The organism is Mycobacterium sp. MUNTM1, assembly GCF_054660795.1.
This window is the reverse complement of record NZ_BAAGDE010000030.1, coordinates 10,876-26,601: the sequence shown is the minus strand read 5'-3', so window position 1 is coordinate 26,601 and position 15,726 is coordinate 10,876. Positions and strand designations below refer to the sequence as shown.

Annotated in this window: 10 protein-coding genes and 3 pseudogenes; 6 read left to right on the top strand and 7 right to left on the bottom strand. The window is 63.4% G+C overall.

Annotated features, from left to right (window positions below; all coding sequences use genetic code 11):
* The first annotated feature begins 122 nt into the window (after positions 1-122).
* The gene (locus ACYQ8K_RS17710; protein WP_459970956.1) at positions 123-602 is read left to right on the top strand and encodes a cytochrome P450; all 480 of its coding nucleotides are present in this window, start codon (positions 123-125) and stop codon (positions 600-602) included.
* A 66-nt stretch (positions 603-668) separates the two neighbouring features.
* Here ACYQ8K_RS17710 and ACYQ8K_RS17705 read toward each other — a convergent pair.
* A pseudogene (locus tag ACYQ8K_RS17705) lies at positions 669-2,142 on the bottom strand (AMP-binding protein).
* A gap of 112 nt (positions 2,143-2,254) precedes the next feature.
* Positions 2,255-2,976 (bottom strand): annotated as a pseudogene (locus tag ACYQ8K_RS17700) (Crp/Fnr family transcriptional regulator).
* A gap of 83 nt (positions 2,977-3,059) precedes the next feature.
* Between ACYQ8K_RS17700 and ACYQ8K_RS17695 the strand changes: the two are divergent.
* Positions 3,060-3,845 (top strand): crotonase/enoyl-CoA hydratase family protein, encoded by a 786-nt coding sequence (locus ACYQ8K_RS17695; protein WP_459970955.1) that lies wholly within the window; start codon positions 3,060-3,062, stop codon positions 3,843-3,845.
* An 80-nt stretch (positions 3,846-3,925) separates the two neighbouring features.
* On the opposite strand, the gene ACYQ8K_RS17690 is transcribed toward ACYQ8K_RS17695, so the two are convergent.
* The 3 genes and pseudogenes from ACYQ8K_RS17690 to ACYQ8K_RS17680 all read right to left on the bottom strand — a co-directional run bounded on the left by ACYQ8K_RS17690 (position 3,926) and on the right by ACYQ8K_RS17680 (position 8,196).
* Positions 3,926-4,588, bottom strand: coding sequence for a WS/DGAT domain-containing protein (locus ACYQ8K_RS17690; RefSeq protein ID WP_459970954.1), 663 nt, complete (start codon positions 4,586-4,588; stop codon positions 3,926-3,928).
* 596 nt (positions 4,589-5,184) lie between these two features.
* Positions 5,185-6,636 (bottom strand): class I adenylate-forming enzyme family protein, encoded by a 1,452-nt coding sequence (locus ACYQ8K_RS17685; RefSeq protein WP_459970952.1) that lies wholly within the window; start codon positions 6,634-6,636, stop codon positions 5,185-5,187.
* Between the two features lie 392 nt (positions 6,637-7,028).
* Positions 7,029-8,196 (bottom strand): annotated as a pseudogene (locus ACYQ8K_RS17680) (acyl-CoA dehydrogenase family protein).
* 116 nt (positions 8,197-8,312) lie between these two features.
* On the opposite strand from ACYQ8K_RS17680, the gene ACYQ8K_RS17675 reads away from it, so the two are divergent.
* Complete coding sequence (locus ACYQ8K_RS17675) at positions 8,313-9,119, top strand: SDR family NAD(P)-dependent oxidoreductase (protein ID WP_459971020.1); 807 nt, start codon at positions 8,313-8,315, stop codon at positions 9,117-9,119.
* Positions 9,120-9,191: 72 nt separating this feature from the next.
* Here ACYQ8K_RS17675 and ACYQ8K_RS17670 read toward each other — a convergent pair whose 3' ends face one another.
* Positions 9,192-10,388 carry an amidohydrolase family protein gene (locus ACYQ8K_RS17670; protein ID WP_459970951.1) on the bottom strand — a complete coding sequence of 399 codons (1,197 nt, stop codon included), beginning with the start codon at positions 10,386-10,388 and terminating at the stop codon, positions 9,192-9,194.
* A gap of 94 nt (positions 10,389-10,482) precedes the next feature.
* On the opposite strand from ACYQ8K_RS17670, the gene ACYQ8K_RS17665 reads away from it, so the two are divergent.
* The 3 genes from ACYQ8K_RS17665 (at position 10,483) to ACYQ8K_RS17655 (ending at position 13,676) form a co-directional block, all read left to right on the top strand.
* Positions 10,483-10,791, top strand: a complete 309-nt coding sequence (locus tag ACYQ8K_RS17665) for an acyl-CoA synthetase (protein WP_459970950.1) — start codon at positions 10,483-10,485, stop codon at positions 10,789-10,791.
* Positions 10,792-10,829: 38 nt separating this feature from the next.
* Positions 10,830-12,134 carry a TetR/AcrR family transcriptional regulator gene (locus ACYQ8K_RS17660; protein ID WP_459970948.1) on the top strand — a complete coding sequence of 435 codons (1,305 nt, stop codon included), beginning with the start codon at positions 10,830-10,832 and terminating at the stop codon, positions 12,132-12,134.
* Between the two features lie 456 nt (positions 12,135-12,590).
* On the top strand, positions 12,591-13,676 hold the full coding sequence (locus ACYQ8K_RS17655) for a phosphotransferase (RefSeq protein WP_459970946.1): 1,086 nt from the start codon (positions 12,591-12,593) through the stop codon (positions 13,674-13,676).
* Here the strand turns inward: ACYQ8K_RS17655 and ACYQ8K_RS17650 are convergent.
* On the bottom strand, positions 13,568-15,718 hold the full coding sequence (locus ACYQ8K_RS17650; protein WP_459970945.1) for an acyl-CoA dehydrogenase: 2,151 nt from the start codon (positions 15,716-15,718) through the stop codon (positions 13,568-13,570). The two genes, ACYQ8K_RS17655 and ACYQ8K_RS17650, sit on opposite strands and share 109 nt — an antisense overlap.
* Positions 15,719-15,726: the final 8 nt, after the last annotated feature.

Genomic DNA, 15,726 nt, shown 5'->3' with positions numbered 1-15,726 from the left:
GCTGGCAGACGCGCCAAGACAAGGCTGCGTGGACAATCACGAGATCACGATGCAAACTTTCTTGATGTTGCTCGGAGGGATCGGACACCACGAGCGGCCTGACCTGGGACATCCTGCGCTGGTTGGCTGAACGGTCGGACTTGCGTGACAGGTTAATCAAGGACCGTTCGCTGCTACCTGAGGTAACCGAGGAGTTCCTGCGGCACAGCGCGCCCACACTCGGTCGGGCCAGAACGGTGAGTCGGGACGCCGATTTGCACGGACAGTCGCTGCGCGCCGGCGACCGCGCCACACTGATGTGGGGACCCGCCAACCGCGATCCCGCGGTCTTTCCCAACCCGGCAGAAATCGATCTCGATCGACCCAACAAGCGGCACTTGGCCTTTGGCGTCGGTAGGCACCGATGCCTGAGGTCCAATCTTGCCCGAATGATGTTTCGCGTCATGATCGATGAGATTTTGACCCGACTTCCCGACTGCGAACTCGACTGCGCACCGATCCCGCTTCGAAGACGCCGGAGAGGTTTATGCCATCTGCAACACGCCCATTCGTTTCAGTCCAGGACCGTGCCAGGGGCGGGCACTACCGCGGTCGGCCCGTAGCTTTCTACTGGACGCGTGGGCACACATCCCTGCTCCGGCCCCGCTGGGTAGTTAGCGTGAATCACGCTACAGTGCACTGTATTTGTCGACCAAGGTCTGTTTGTATAGTTTCCCGGCGTCGGTTCGAGGCAACGTGTCCTCGAACGAGATGGACCGTGCACACTTGTAGTGCGCCAAACGTTCTTGGATCCACGTGCTGAGCTCGTGGCCCAGATCCTCGGTGTTCTCTGCTGGGTCGACGGCTTGGACGACAGCTTTAGCCGACTGGCCCATGTCGGCGTCGGGGATGCCAAAGACCGCGGCGTCCATGACATTCGGATGACTGATAAGCCGATTCTCGGCCTCCTGCGGATAGATGTTCACGCCCCCGGAGATGATGGTGTAGTGGCGCCGGTCGGTCAGGTAGAGGAAACCGTCGCTATCGAGGTAACCCATATCACCCACGGTGGTCATGCCGTCAGGCCGCCGCGCAGCCGCGGTCTTGGCAGGGTCTCCGAGGTACTCGAAGGGATAGCCACTCTCGTCGTCGAGCACGTGCGCTACCCCGACCAGGGGCCTGCCCACCGAACCCGGGTGCTGCAGCCATTCTTCGGCGGTGATGAACGAGGCGCCGATCGCCTCGGATGATGCGTGATACTCATCGATGAGCGGTCCGAACCACTCGATCATCGGGCGTTTGACTTCGACCGGGCACGGTGCGGCCGCGTGGGCAACGCGCTGCAGGCTTGAGATATCGTATGAAAGGTGCTGCGGTGCCGATACGTTGAGTATTCTGACGAACTTCGCCGGCACGAATTGCGCATGGAAGACTTGGTAGCGTTCGATGCACACCAGCGCCTGGATCGGGTCGAACTTTTCCATCACGACAGTCGTTCCGCCCTAGCGTTGCACCGAGCTCGACCACTGCGAGGGTGCGGTGTGATAAAGGCGAGCCGGACTGAGGTAGACGCAGTCACCGGTGATCCCCACGACGGCCAACAGCCCAATATGTCGACTGCGCGATCTGGTGATGTGTGCTGCAGTGCGCGCTTGATCCCCTTCGGGCGTCCGGTGGTGCCAGGGGAGTACTGCAGCAACTCACCCTCGCGCTCGCCGGGAACCGCACTGACTGCCTGATCTGCAACACAATCCGGGTAGCGCTGCCAGCCCTGAAGATCCTCGTCGGCGATCAACCGCACATCGGGAAGACCACCGCTGATCCAGGTCTGCAGATCCGCGCAAACCGACGCCATGGCTCGCGATCCGATCAATGCCTCGGCGTTGCTGTTCTCGACGATGTAAGCGGCCTCCGCCGCGGTCAGATGTGTATTGATGAAGGCGTAATACAGTCCGATTCGCCGGGCTGCCTACATCACCGTGTGGACGTGCTCATTGTTTCCATCAGTACCGCGATGCAGTCTCCCTCGGCCAGGCCGGCTTTCCGCACGAACCGCGCAAGCGGGTTAGCACGTGACTCGAGTTCGGCGAAGCTCACGGTGATGACGGATGGATGCAGGATCAGCGCAGGCCTTTGCGAACCCGCGTGGTCACGTATCTGCATGCCGATGCTCCTTTGGTGGCTGGGCCGTCCAGCATCCGCACGGCTGCCAATCAGCGAGGTAGCGCGACCGACGCATCAACCTGCTACCTTGCTGGATGATTCGGTTGATTGCTCACTGCACCAAGTTAGTTCGCATGGTTGAGCATCGACGCCCGCGCGTTGGCCAGGCGGCGATGATCGAATCCGCCACGCCCCTGGCGTAGAGCTGTACCCAATGGCGTGGTGCGAAATCGGCGAGCGCGTCGTTGACCGTCTCGCGCGCGGCACCCACAAGTTGGGCGAGTTCCTGCTGCTACAGACCGTGGTCGACAAGTAGAGCGCCGTCTTCCACGGCGCCGAACCGGCCTGCGAGAATCAACAGTTGCTTGGCCACGCGAGCGGCCACGTCAGTGAATATTAGGTCCGCCAGGGTGTTGTTCGTGCGGCGCAGGCGGCGTGTGAGAACTCTGAGCAACTGTTCGGCGATCTGCGGATGGTCGGCAATCCCGGTCCGAAAGCCTTTGCGGTCCATCGACACAGCGTGCACGGCGGTGATGGCTACCGCGTTGGATGTGCGTGAACCGGGGTCAAAGATCGACAGCTCACCGACCATGTCGGATGGACCCATGATCGCCAGCAGATTCTCGCGCCCGTCACCGCAGCGCCGGCCAATCTTGACCTTGCCGGGCAACACGATGTAGCGCCGGTCCCCGGGCTCACCTTAGGTGAAAATCGTATGTTCCCGGGGAGAGTCGAGAGCCTGTAGCCGGGTTTCAGCCGCGGCAACAGGGGCGCGTCGACTCCCTGGAAGAGGCCGGCCCGCGCTAAAACCTCACTGAACCCGGCTGCACCCATATTCATCGGCGCCCTTCTCCTCGGCCCAGCGACCGGGTCGCGGCCCGTTCCTACTATTATCTAAACAAATGTATGATTTGCGCGTGAATTCCGCACCCGATGCAGACATCGACGAACCTGTCGTCGTCGAACAGCGTGAACGTATCTTGTTGATCACCATTAACCGACCAGCAGCGAAGAACGCGGTGAATGCCGCGGTGAGCCGAGGCCTGGCCCAGGCGATGGACCGGCTCGACGCGGATCCGACACTGTCAGCGGCAATCCTCACCGGTGCAGGCGGCACGTTCTCGGCCGGTATGGACCTCAAGGCGTTCGCCCGCGGCGAGAACGTGGTCGTCGAAGGCCGGGGGATGGGCTACACCGAGCGGCCGCCGGCCAAACCGTTGATCGCAGCGGTTGAAGGATTTGCCCTGGCCGGAGGCACCGAGCTCGCATTGGCCGCCGATCTTATTGTCGCCGCGCACGACGCCGTGTTTGGGCTTCCGGAGGTTAAGCGAGGATTGGTGGCCGGAGGTGGGGGTCTGTTGCGGCTGCCGCTGCGCATCCCTTCCGCGATCGCGATGGAGCTATCTTTGACCGGCGACGTGCTTCCAGCACCTCGCGCACACGAGTTCGGCATGGTCAACGTACTGGCACGCCCCGGTGCTGCCCTCGATGAGGCCACCGCGCTGGCCACCCGCATCACCGCAAACGGCCCACTAGCCGTCGCTGCGACAAAGCGCATCATCGTGGAGTCGAGAGGGTGGACCGTCGAGGACGTGTGGAGCAAGCAATTCGAAATCCTCGCACCGGTTTTCGCGTCGAACGACGCACAGGAAGGCGCAATTGCATTCGCCGAGAAGCGCACTCCGCGCTGGACAAGTACCTGAGCATGGGGATTATCTAGCCTGGATGGGCTATTCACCGAGTTTGCGGGCGCGATGTCCGTACGCCTGGAGCCATGTCGAGCCTATTGCGGCCCCGGCTCGGTTGCAGCCGACGCGGACTGTCCGCCGGCCCCCGGCAGAGCCGCGGTGACGGGTTCACTCGCGTCCAGGGCGGCCGGCAGGCCGGCCGCCCTTCGGATCACGGCTAGTTCGCGCACCACGGCTTCCGTCATCACATGAGGATCAACAATGCTGTCGTCGGTCAGCACCGAGAAGTTGCGCTGATCGACGCAACTCCATACCGTGACGTTCATGGCAGTGCCCGCGACAAGCGGTCCGACTGGGAAGAACTGATGCTGGGCCGCACCGTCGACGTGACCGCGCTTGCGCGGGCCGGGAACGTTGGAGACCGTCACGTTTTGCAGTCGGCTGCGCGCCGTGCGGGCAGCCGTTCGCCGCATGCCCGCAGCGGCGAGTGGTGCAGGCCTGTAGTCCATCCAGCGGCTCATGACATCAGGACCCAGCCGTACATTGGTCTTTTTGGCGTTCGTTGCTGCGATGCCAACCCGCTCAATCCGCCGAAGGGGATCGTCGATGTGTGCCGGCGGGAGAAGAGCAGTCCGCCTAAAGCATTGCCGCTGACACGCTCTGGGCTGGGGTCGGTGCTCACCGGCATCGACCCGATGAGCGGTCGGTCTGGTGTGTGGCTCAAGTGCAGCAATAGTTCTCGCAACGCCCCGGCGCATATGTGAGCACAAGGTCGTTCAAGGTGACACCGGAATGCTTGCTCGTATCTTTTGGCTCCAGCAAGCGCGACCGTCGAAGTGGCAAAACGCCGACCCGGTAAAACAATATGGTTCAGCAGCGTCGGCGGCAGGGCGAAACGCTTGGCCATCTCTGGATCCCTGCCCGGCTGCGCGGTGCCACGGCGGATGCCCGCTGCAACGCTTTGCCCTGAGGGCCGTTGAACAATATGTCGTGACCCAGGGTGTAGCGGCCGCTCATAGCCAAAGTGGTCGACAGGCCGGTCGCAACGACAGGGATGTCCATAGCGAACAGGCCACCGGGATGGTTGCCGACGACCAGCGAGCCGGCAGGGGCATGCGATCGAGTCCGTGGACCTCACAACGAAACCAGCCCTTGGTCACCGGGCGCAGTGCGGTGATGACCGACGCATCAGCCGCGGATCCCAACTGCCGTCGAAGTCTCCGCGACGCCTCCGCGCCGACACTGAATCTGTCATCGTCGACATCCCTTCTGGCCGTGGCCCTTACCCCCGTTGTCGTTTCGGCGTAGCTCGCCGCAGGCGTGATGCGCATCGGCGGCGCCACGGGAGCAGGTGTCATCGGGCATTGCCGGCGCCTTCGAGATGGGCGCTGCGAAGTCGGTAGCGCAAGAGCTTGCCGGCGCTGCTGAGCGGCAACTCGGAAACGAAGTACCAAAACGCGGGAACCTTGAACCCGGCCATGCGCGTACGGGCCCACGCGTGCAATCCGCTTGTGCAGGGTGGATCTGCAGCGTCGAGGGGTACCACAAACGCAGCGATCGTCTCGCCGAGCCGTTCATCCGGTACACCGACGACTCCGATCGACTTGATTTGCGGATGTGAGGAAAGAATGTTCTCCACCTCCGAGGGGAAGACGTTCTCGCCTCCGCGCACGATCTTGTCGTGGTAGCGTCCGCGCAACAGCAGATAGCCGTCTGCGTCGAGTTCACCGAGGTCGCCGGTGTGCAGCCAGCCGTTGGAGTCGGTGACCGCCAAATGGGGTGCGGCGGCCAGTACCTCGCCCACGCTCTGGTCGGGTGCATTGTCGATACGCAGGCGTAGGCCGGGAACTGCGCGGCCGACGGTTTTGAGCAGTTCGGGTCGGGTGGTTGCGCATCGGTGGTCTTCCGCGGTCAAGCACGTGATGGGGCTGCCCTCGGTCTGGCCGAACAGGCTGATCACATTGGCCTTGGGCATCAGGTCGATGATCCGGCGAACTGTCTGCGGTCGGATCGGGGCGGCACCGTAGACCAATGTCGTGAGCGCAACGCTGTCGAGAATGCCCCAACTGAGCAGCATTTCGATCATCGTGGGGACGAGTGACGCATGCGTGACCCCGACCGTGGACAACCGCGACCACCATTCCGCGCTGAACCGCGCGGTGGCCGCCGCTGCGCCGCCAGCGGTCAGCGCCGCCAGGAGATTCCCTATTCCACCGATGTGGTGGATGGGGGACCCGGTGGCGAAAGTCGTCGTCGGCCCGAAGCCGATCAGGTCTTCCAAGATAAGCGCCCGGCCCAGCATGACCCGATCGCTGATGGGGACCTGCTTGGATGTTCCCGTCGTTCCGGCCGTATGCAGGACGAAAGCGGCTTGATTGACAGCAGCAGGCAACCCGTTTCTCGATGATGCGAACACCGGGATGGTGATAGCGCGCAGGCCAGCACGGTGTGCCACCTCGCGGGCAGTGTCGGCGAAGGCGTGCTCGGTGAGCAGAACTGGTGAGCCGCAGGAACCGGCCATCCCGGCGATCTCATCGACTGTTAACCGCGGCCCGACCGGCGCCAGCGGCCGGTCGGCCGACGCGCCGCCCAGCAGAAGGGCGATTGAGTCGGCGTTGGTGGTAACCAGCGCGGGCACTGCCACACCCGTCGGCGCCCCTAACGTGACGAGAAACTCTGCGGCAGTTGCCGCCTTACCAATGAGCTGGCGTCCGCTGATGACACCAGCCGAATCGTACAAGACAGGGCGATCATTCCCGACGTGCGCGTCGTGAATGCGCGCGATCCATGATGGGGCGCTCCCCATGGTGGGCGGATCGTAAACGGCGGCCTCCTACACGGTCGTAATCATTAGTCTCGCAGAACCGGTGACCATGCCGCACTCGTTGGCCTCATACACCGTGGTGCCGCACGGCACGGGGACCAGACCTCCGGGGTGGCTGCGATGTGCATTGGCACGGCGGATCTGCACGCTCTTTGAAGCGACCCCGTGCTCGCGACCTCGCTGGTGTTGTCCGACAGCGCGACCACCTCCCGCAGCTGGGGCGCGCTCAAGATTATATTGCATCCTTGATGTGTTGGTACCGAGGAAGCGCAAGCCGGTATTGCGGCGCGCTGGACCGCGCCCGGTGGAGACGCGGCAGCAAGACCTTGCGTTCCCGGCGGAACCGCTAGAGGTCAGCATCGAGTGGTTGCCTCTCATCGATCGCGCCCGGCAGCGTTGAGCTGACGGCTGATCACGAGACGTTGAATTTGGTTGGTGCCTTCGAAGATCGGCCCGCGGCGTCTGCGTGATCTTTGCTTCGCGCATGAAGCGCTCAACCCGGTATTCACGGGTGTAGCCATATCCGCCGAACACCTGGACGGCATCGGTGGTCACCTTCATCGCGGCATCGGTTGCCACCAATTTGGCGACTGACGCGCCGCGCGAATACGGCCGCCCGGCGTCGCGCCTCCGGGCGGCATCCAGATAGGTGGCGCGCGCCGAATCTGTCGCCGCCGCCATGTCGGCCAGTACGAATCCGAGCCCTTGATGGTCGATGATTTTGCGGCCGAACGCCGTGCACTCTTGCGCGTAACTCGCGGCGGCATCCAGCGCCGCCTGCGCGATGCCGACCGCAACCGCAGCGATGCCCAGGCGTCCGCTATCGAGCGCGCTGAACGCGATGTGCAGGCCTTGCCCTTCGTCGCTGATCCGGCGGTGGTCTCCCAACTCCACGTCGTCGTAGAAGGCCGTCGTCGTCGGCACGCCGTTGAGGCCCATCTTGTCCTCGGGCGGGCCAAAGGTCAGGCCTGCCACGCCACCGGGAACGAGGAAGCAGCTGATACCTCGTGATCCCGGTGCGGTACGGGCGAACAACGTGTAGAAGTCGGCGATGCCGCCGTGGGTGATCCACGCCTTCGTGCCGCTGATCCGGTAGCCGTTAGAGGTCTTCTCGGCCTGGCACCGCAATGCGGCCGCGTCAGACCCCCCGTCAGGCTCTGACAGGCTGTAGGCGCCGATCGTTTCACCGCCGAGCATCTCTGGCAACCACCGTTGACGCTGGTCGCCGGTGCCGAAGGTCAGCATCGGGTGGCAAGCGAGGCTGTGCACGCCGACCGCGACCGCGACCGCAGCCCAGCGTGCCGCTAACTCCTCTAAAACCTGCAGATACACCGCGAACGGTTGCTCACCGCCGCCCCATTCGGTCGGTTGGGGCAGGCTCAGCAGGCCGGCCTCTCCCAGGGTCTGGAAAATGCCGTCGGCATAGCTGTGCTCGCGTTCGTGACGATCCACGACGGGATCAAGGACCTTGTCCGCCACCTGCCGCACGAGATCGATAAGGTTGTGGGCCTCCGGTGTCGGCAGCGTTCGGTCGACGGCCACGGGCTCTCCTTCGCTTCAGGCAGACTGATGTCGAGCCGGTCGATGCCACAATACCGTTATATAAATATCGAATTTTATTCGCCGTCCGTCGACCACGCAGAGGGGAGCACAACGCGGTGCGAATCATCATCACCGGAGGCAACAGCGGAGTAGGTAAGGCCACGGCGAGGGCCATGGCCGCTGTCGGTCACGAGGTCGTGATCGCCTGCCGTTCCCTGCCCAAGGGGCGCGAAGCCGTCACGTCATTACCAGGCACTGTCGAGGTGAAGCAACTCGACCTCGCCGACTTGGCAAGCATCCGCAGGTTTGCCGAATCGATCGACTACACGGATGTGCTGGTCAACAACGCCGGCGTGCTCGGCCTACCTCTCACCAGGACAGCCGATGGTTTCGAAGCGCACATGGGCACCAACCACCTCGGTCACTTCGCGCTGACGTGCCTGCTGGGCGATCGGATCCGTAACCGGATCGTGTCAGTGGCGAGCAGCAATCACGCGCTGGCCCAGATTCACTTCGACGACTTGAACTGTCTTCGGCGACGCTACAGCCCTTTTGGGGCATACAACGAGTCGAAGCTGGCGAACATGCTGTTTGTCCATGAACTGGTGAACCGCGGACGTCGAGCCTATGCGTCTGACCCGGGTATGACTGCCACCGGCATCACCAAAGCTGGGTCGACACCACTGCGCTGGGCGGGCGAGGTGCTCGCGCCCAGGATTGCGCAAACCCCCGAGCAGGGTGCCCGGTCCACGATTGCGGCGATCGCGACCGATCTGCCCAACGGCACCTACATCGCCCCGCGCGGCCTGCTGCACCAGTGGGGTCGGCCCAAAGCGACTGCGGTGCGAGCCAAAGCGCGTGACTCCCAAGCCTCGCGCCGACTGTGGGAGGTTTCGGTCGAGCTCACCGGCTGTGATTGGTGAGGGTCACCGGTTGACTAGACGGGTGGGCCTGGTCGCGGTTGCGCTCAGGCCCACCCGCAGCCGATCCTGCGCCTAGCCGGCCAGGGCTGGTGTGCCCGCCGAAATGCGGGGGAAGTTGAGCAGGCGACGGGCGTTCTCCTCAACTATGAGCGAGCACTCGTCGTCGGGCACCTCGGCGAGCACTTCCGCGGCCCGCTTACGGGAGTTCGGCCAATTCGAATCCGAGTGCGGGAAGTCAATTTCCAGCGTGATCCGGTCGACACCGATCTGGTGGCGATTTTTCAGCCCGTGTTCGTCGTCGATGAAACAGCCCCAGAAATGCTTGCGGAAAAGATCCGAGGGCCGAGTGTCGAAATCGATGTTCTGGTAGTAACGGTGACGTTCCCACACGTAGTCAGATCGCTCCAAAATGTATGGTACCCAGCCGATTCCACCCTCGGCCAGCGAGAATTGCAGGTCAGGGAACTTCTGCAACTTGCCGGAGAACAACAGGTCGACGGTGGTCCACATCAGATTTGTCGAAAATAAGGCAGTGGCGACCGCGAACGGGGCGTCTGGAACGTTGAGTTTGCCCGGAATCGGTTTGACTGAGGAGAAGGAAAACCCAGGAACAAAGGAGCCGGAGCCAAAGTGCAGTGACACCGGCATCCGGGTTTCGCTGCACACCTGCCACAGCCCATCCCAGTGATCGGAGTGAAAGGACGGCAGATCGAGCGGCACCGGGCTGTCCGGGAAGGACACCGTCCGTGCGCCCTTTGCGGCCACACGCTCGGCCTCGGCGATAGTCGCCTCGATGTCCCAGACCGGCAGGATTGCCAGCGGCACGTAGCGCTCCGGTGCGGTGGCACACCACTCGTCGATGTAGAAATCGTTCCACGCCTTGACGCAGAGCAACGCAAGCTCCTTGTCGTCGGCCCGCTGGAAGGTGCCGCCGGCGAAGCCCGGGAACGACGGAAAGCACAATGCGGACTGCACGCCGTCTAGATCCATATCGGCGATGCGTGCAACCGGGTCATAGCAGCCCGGAATCATGTCCTCATAGCGCACAGGGTCCAAGCCCCATTCCTGCGGCGGCTTTCCCGCCACGGCGTTGAGCCCGATGGTGGGGAAGATCTGGCCGTCATAGCTCCACAGATGCATTTCGTCCTGCTCGACGATGCGTGGGCCATCTTCGCGGAATTTCTCCGGCAGGCGGTCCTGCCATACCCGTGGATGCTCGACAAGGTGATCGTCGACGGAGACGATCTGGTGTTCATCGCGAAGCGGCATCTCGCACCTTTCTGACACAATGTCTTGATTTCTGACGCTTTGTCTCAGAGTATATGACGCAGGCCACACGCGGAAAGCTAGAGGGGAGACACCGGTGCCACAACCCGCGCCACCGCCGCCCGACCGGGGCAAAAGTGAGGAGGACGATCACGACCTGCTCACCTTCGGGGAGGCGGGGGAGCGTCTGCGCATCGAGGTCGCAACCGCCCAACAACGGGTCGCAGAGCTCACCGAGCACGGCAGCGCCGCCGAATTGGACACAGCCAGACGCCGACTGGACGCGTTACGCGCGGCGGCATTACGAAATTCGGCGCAGCCCATCAACGACGCCAACTTCGAACGCTTCTTCGGGTATGCGGGCAAGGCCCGGCGCAATCCTTCCGGGCCGCACCCGAATCCCTAACCCACCCCGACCACCGCCTGGTTCATGATGTGAATGTCATGGTCAAACCTGAGAAGGTGCGCCGGGCCGGTTATGCGCCCACCAACGAGGTAGGCCGTCGGGGCCTGCACACGCGTGAATCCATCGTTCGCGGTGCCGCCCGCCTGTTCCTCGACCGCGGATTTCATGGCACGTCCATCGAAGCAATTGCCAAGGCAGCGGGTGGCTCGCGAGCCACGGTCTACCAATATTTCGAAGACAAGTCCGACATCTACCGTGAACTGGCTGCTCAGTGCGTTCCCGCGGTAGTCGAACACGCCGGTGAACTCAAGTCGCTCGGGCCCGATGCGACCGGGATCAGCAATCTGCACCGCTGGCTAGACAGATGGACTGCCCTCTACGACGAGCACGCGGTCGTGCTGCTGGCATTTCCTGGACTCGGCTTGTCGCCCGACATCGTGTCGGGCGCCGAAGATGTGTTGAACCGGTATCTCGAGGCCGTGTCATGCCGAGCGCGTGAGGCCAGTGTCGAGGGACTCGTACCCGAGGATGCCGCCGCCGCCGTCGTCCGGGTCGCCCACATGGTGAACCTGTACCGCTACCGCCGCATGTGGGGACTGCCGTCGGCAAGCGGGGTGACCGCATCACTGACGGTGGCGTTACAGCTGCTGTTGTTTCCGGACACGGCGCACACAGTGCTCGAGGTGGTGCGGGTGAATGCTGACCCGCCCGCGGTGGCGGATTGCGCGCGCCGGGCCGCGTTAGCGCCGGCGGAGCCGCCACCGTCGGTGTCGCCTATCCGCTCGGACATCGTCGCTGCCGGCTCGGCGCTATTCGCCGAGCGGGGCTATTACGCGGTCAGCATGGAAGACATCGCATCTGCCGCCAACGTCAGCAGGGCAACGCTGTACCGCCATTTCGGTACCAAGGGCGCCATCCTGTCCGAGCTCACCCAATGGGCACTGGTGGAAAGCGCTGGGCTGGCCGCCGACCTGCAACGGCTCGCGGGTCGTGGCGCCACCAGAGCATCAATGCACGCGTGGCTGGGCCACTACGTGCGCTTCCATCGCAGCTACGGAGCGGTCATCCAAACCTGGTACGACGGGGCACTGAACCGGCAACTGGCCGACGCCGTTAAAGCCTGTCTAGGACCATTTCAGCAAGCTGCAACCGCGTTGCTTGCCCGATCTGGCCTGCCCGAGGCCATCGACCTTCGGGTCGGCGCGGCGATCTTTCTCAGCGTCCTGGGCCGAATGACCGACATGACTATGGCGCGGCGGTCGACTGACAGCGATTACGACAGCGCCGATCTCATGTTGGTGGTTCTCACCCGGGCGCTGCGGCTGAATTTCGTCGACGACTGAATCGCGTTCCCGCTTCCCACGCTTCCGGCATGGCCACCGCGCCGCGGAGAAGACATTCCCGGGTACCACGAGCCGTGCCCGACGAGCGGCCACGCGTGCGGCCAATCCACCCCACGCCAAGACTGCATCCGATAAACTGTGACAGTCAACTGCCACATCAAGCGATGGGGAGCCAATGACCGCTCAAGGCCTGTCGGTGACATTCGCAACCCCCGCCGATCTCACAGCCGATCTGCTCACAGCTATTCTGCGACAAACGGATCCGAATGTGACCGTAGCTGATCTGACAATCCGGCGGACGTGGCAGGGCATTACTCGTAGCTGTACATCGATGTCGAATACGCCGAGCCTGACACCACACTGCCAACTCGTTTGTTCGTCAAGACCCAGCTGCCCAGCGTCCACGAGTTGCCGGACGGATACGGTGAGAGCCTGTCAGAAGGTGGCGGCGGGACCGTGCTCATCGATGACGAGACACGGTTTTATCGCGACCTTCGCCGCGACCTGGACGTCGAGACAATGGCTGGCTACTTCGCCGAACCATTGGATCGACCATCACAGTTCCTGATCCTAGGAGAAGACATCACCGTGCGTGAGGCGAAGGTGCCCGATGCGGTGGCAGAAATGTCGGTGGAGCAAGTTGACCAGCTGCTGCTCACGTTGAGCCGCTTGCACGCGACCTATTGGGGCAGTCCTCGCCTCACGGACTCCGGAGACTTGAGCCGGCTGCAGCATCCGGCGACGGGCCGATTCGCCGACTTTCTCCGCGTTGACGGATTCGCCCTGATCCGCATGCTGCTCGACTTGCCTCATAAGCAAGCGCTATTGCGGACCGCAGGCACGGACATCGACGGCATGGAAGCTTCGTTCTGGAGGCTGCAGAACGAAGTAGCGCGGCAGCCGATCACGTTGCTGCACGGTGACCCGCACCCCCGCAACACCTATGCCCTGCGGGACGGCCGCACGGGAGTCCTCGACTGGCGGCTCGTTAGGCGAGGATCGTGGTCAGACGACATTGGCTATGCACTCATCGCCGCGCTGCCACCCGAGGAGCGTCGCGCATACGAACGTGAATTGCTCGATAACTACCGTGGCCGACTGACGGACGCCGGTGTCGTATCGGTGCCCGACCCTGACTCAATGTGGTTGGCGTACCGGCAAAGCCCAGCCTGGGGCTTTTGCATGTGGGCGATCACACCACCAGATGTATTCGGTCGACATTGTCGAAGCCGTGATGGATCGCTTCGCGCCAGCATATTGCGATCTCGGCACCGCCGCGGCACTGCCATCCTGAGCGGTGTCATCACGACCAAGTCCGGTGATGCAGGCCCGCGGGCAGCAGACCGGCAAGAGTTGCCGCACGCACAGCGTGCGCGTTCTACGCTCACCGCACCCCAACCGGCCGATGGCACTCCCGTGAGCGGTGGTCAGGCCTACCTCGGAACGGGATCGCGAGGCAGGCCCAGAATGCGTTCGCCGACAAGGTTTCTGATGATTTCCGACGTCCCGCCGGCGATGGTTAAGCAGCGGCTGAACAGATAGTCGTGTGTGATCTCGTCGGCGCCACCGGTGAGCACCGCGGGTCGAGCGATGGTGAGTGCCAGTTCGGCGACTCGTTGGGCGTGTTCGGCGCCCACGAGCTTCACGATGTTTCCCTCCACCCCCGCGCCAGTATCGAAGACTGCCCGCGCTGCTTGGCGCATGTTCAGGGCGGCTATGCCGTGCGCCTCGATAAGCAGCGCGCCGACGTCACGCGCCAACCCGTTGTCACCGCCGCCGTGGGTCGACATCAGCTCGAGTAGGTGCTCAGCCTCCATGGTGACCGACCCACCACCGATGGACACCCGTTCGTTGCCCAGGGTGGCCATGGCCACCGCCCAACCCGCGTTGACGGCACCGACGACATCCTCGTCCGGCACGTAGACATCATCGAAAAACACTTCATTGAACAAGGTTTCGCCGGTGATCTCGGTGAGCGGTCGAATCGTTACTCCGGGGGCAGCAAGATCGATAATCATGGCGGTGATACCCTTGTGCTTGGATGCGGTCGGGTCAGTCCGGACCGTCGCCAAGCCTCGCTGGCAGTTCATCGCGTCGCTGGTCCACACCTTCTGTCCAGTGACCCACCAGCCGGCCTCGGCGCGCGCAGCCCGGGTTGTCACCGCCGCCGCATCCGACCCCGCGCCTGGTTCGCTAAAGAGCTGGCACCAGCGCAGATCGCCTTCAAGGCTGGGCCAGATCATCCGCTCGACCTGTTCGTCGGTCCCATGCTGAAGCAGGGTGGGAACCACCCATTCACCCAACCCGAGGCTCGGCTTGTCCAACCCGGCCAGCGTCTCCTCAATGACCAGTTGTTCGACTGAGTCCGCGGAGCGGCCATAAGGACGTGGCCAATGTGGTTGTAAGTAGCCACTTCTGGCCCATAGCCGCTGGCGACCTTCGTCATTCGTTTCGGCCAGCTCGGCCCGAAACTGCTGCGCTGCTTGGCGATAACCTACCGGCTCGGACGGCAGCTCGAGGGAATTGCGCCGGCGCAATCCGTCCTGTTGCATCCCGAACACGGCCTCCCGAAGCGCCTCCGGCCCGCCGTTGAGCATGTTCAGCACCGTGGCTCTTCTCAGGTACAGATGGGCGTCGTGCTCCCAGGTGTATCCGATACCACCGTGAATCTGGATGCTCTGCAAGGCGCCGCGCTGATAGGCGGGCAACGCGTGACCCGCGGCCATGGCCGTTGCCACCAGGGCTTCTTTTCCGCTCGCGCGCGCCGCGTCCCACACCATCGCGGTCGATAGCTCGGTGTCGATGAGCATGTTCGCGCAATGGTGTTTGACGGCTTGAAACGATCCGATAGGGCGGCCGAACTGCTCGCGGGTAAGTGCGTAGGTGGTGGCCATCTCGGTACAAGCGGCCAAGCCACCCGCCGCCTCGGCCGCACAAAGCAGGCGAAGAGCTCTATTACCCGATGCCGCGGCACCGGCGAAGAAGTCGGCGACCGATGATGATGACATCGACACCGCCACAACCGATCTCATTAACTGGTCGATACTGTCGGTGCGACGGGCAACCAGTGTGTCATCGGACTCGACGAGCAACAGATCATTGCCCGCCCACACCAGATAGAGGTCGGCGCCCGGCTCGGCGAGCCCCGCAGCGTCCTCAGACGAGACGTGGGCACCCACCACGGTGGCGTCGGGAGCCACCACAATTCCGGCGACGACATCTCCGGAAACCAGACCGGGCAACCAGCGTTGGCGCTGGGCGTCGGTGCCGGACTCCGTGATCACCGCCGCGGCAAGAACCGTCGGAAGGAAAGGGCCGCCGAGCGCGGCGCGTCCGAGCTGTTCTACAACGATGGCCAGCTCCGGCAGGCCATAGCCCTGGCCGCCGTCCTGCTCGGCCACATGCAAACCGAGCCATCCCGTTGATGCGATCTCGTTCCAGAGAGGTTCAGCAGTCCACCAGCGATCCGGGACAGCCGGATCCAGAAGTGCTCGCCGCGCAACGGCTAGACCGCCTCGGCTCGCAACAACGGATTTCGCGACGTCGGCGAGGTCGCGATGTTCTTCAGTTAGTGCGAGAGGCACGAGCTCGG

Bases quoted from the DNA above. Each gene is read 5' to 3' on its own strand.
- ACYQ8K_RS17685 (WP_459970952.1), bottom strand. From the start codon at position 6,636: ATGGGGAGCGCCCCATCATGGATCGCGCGCATTCACGACGCGCACGTC.
- ACYQ8K_RS17670 (WP_459970951.1), bottom strand. From the start codon at position 10,388: ATGCCGCTTCGCGATGAACACCAGATCGTCTCCGTCGACGATCACCTT.
- ACYQ8K_RS17690 (WP_459970954.1), bottom strand. From the start codon at position 4,588: ATGCGCCGGGGCGTTGCGAGAACTATTGCTGCACTTGAGCCACACACC.
- ACYQ8K_RS17660 (WP_459970948.1), top strand. From the start codon at position 10,830: ATGGTCAAACCTGAGAAGGTGCGCCGGGCCGGTTATGCGCCCACCAAC.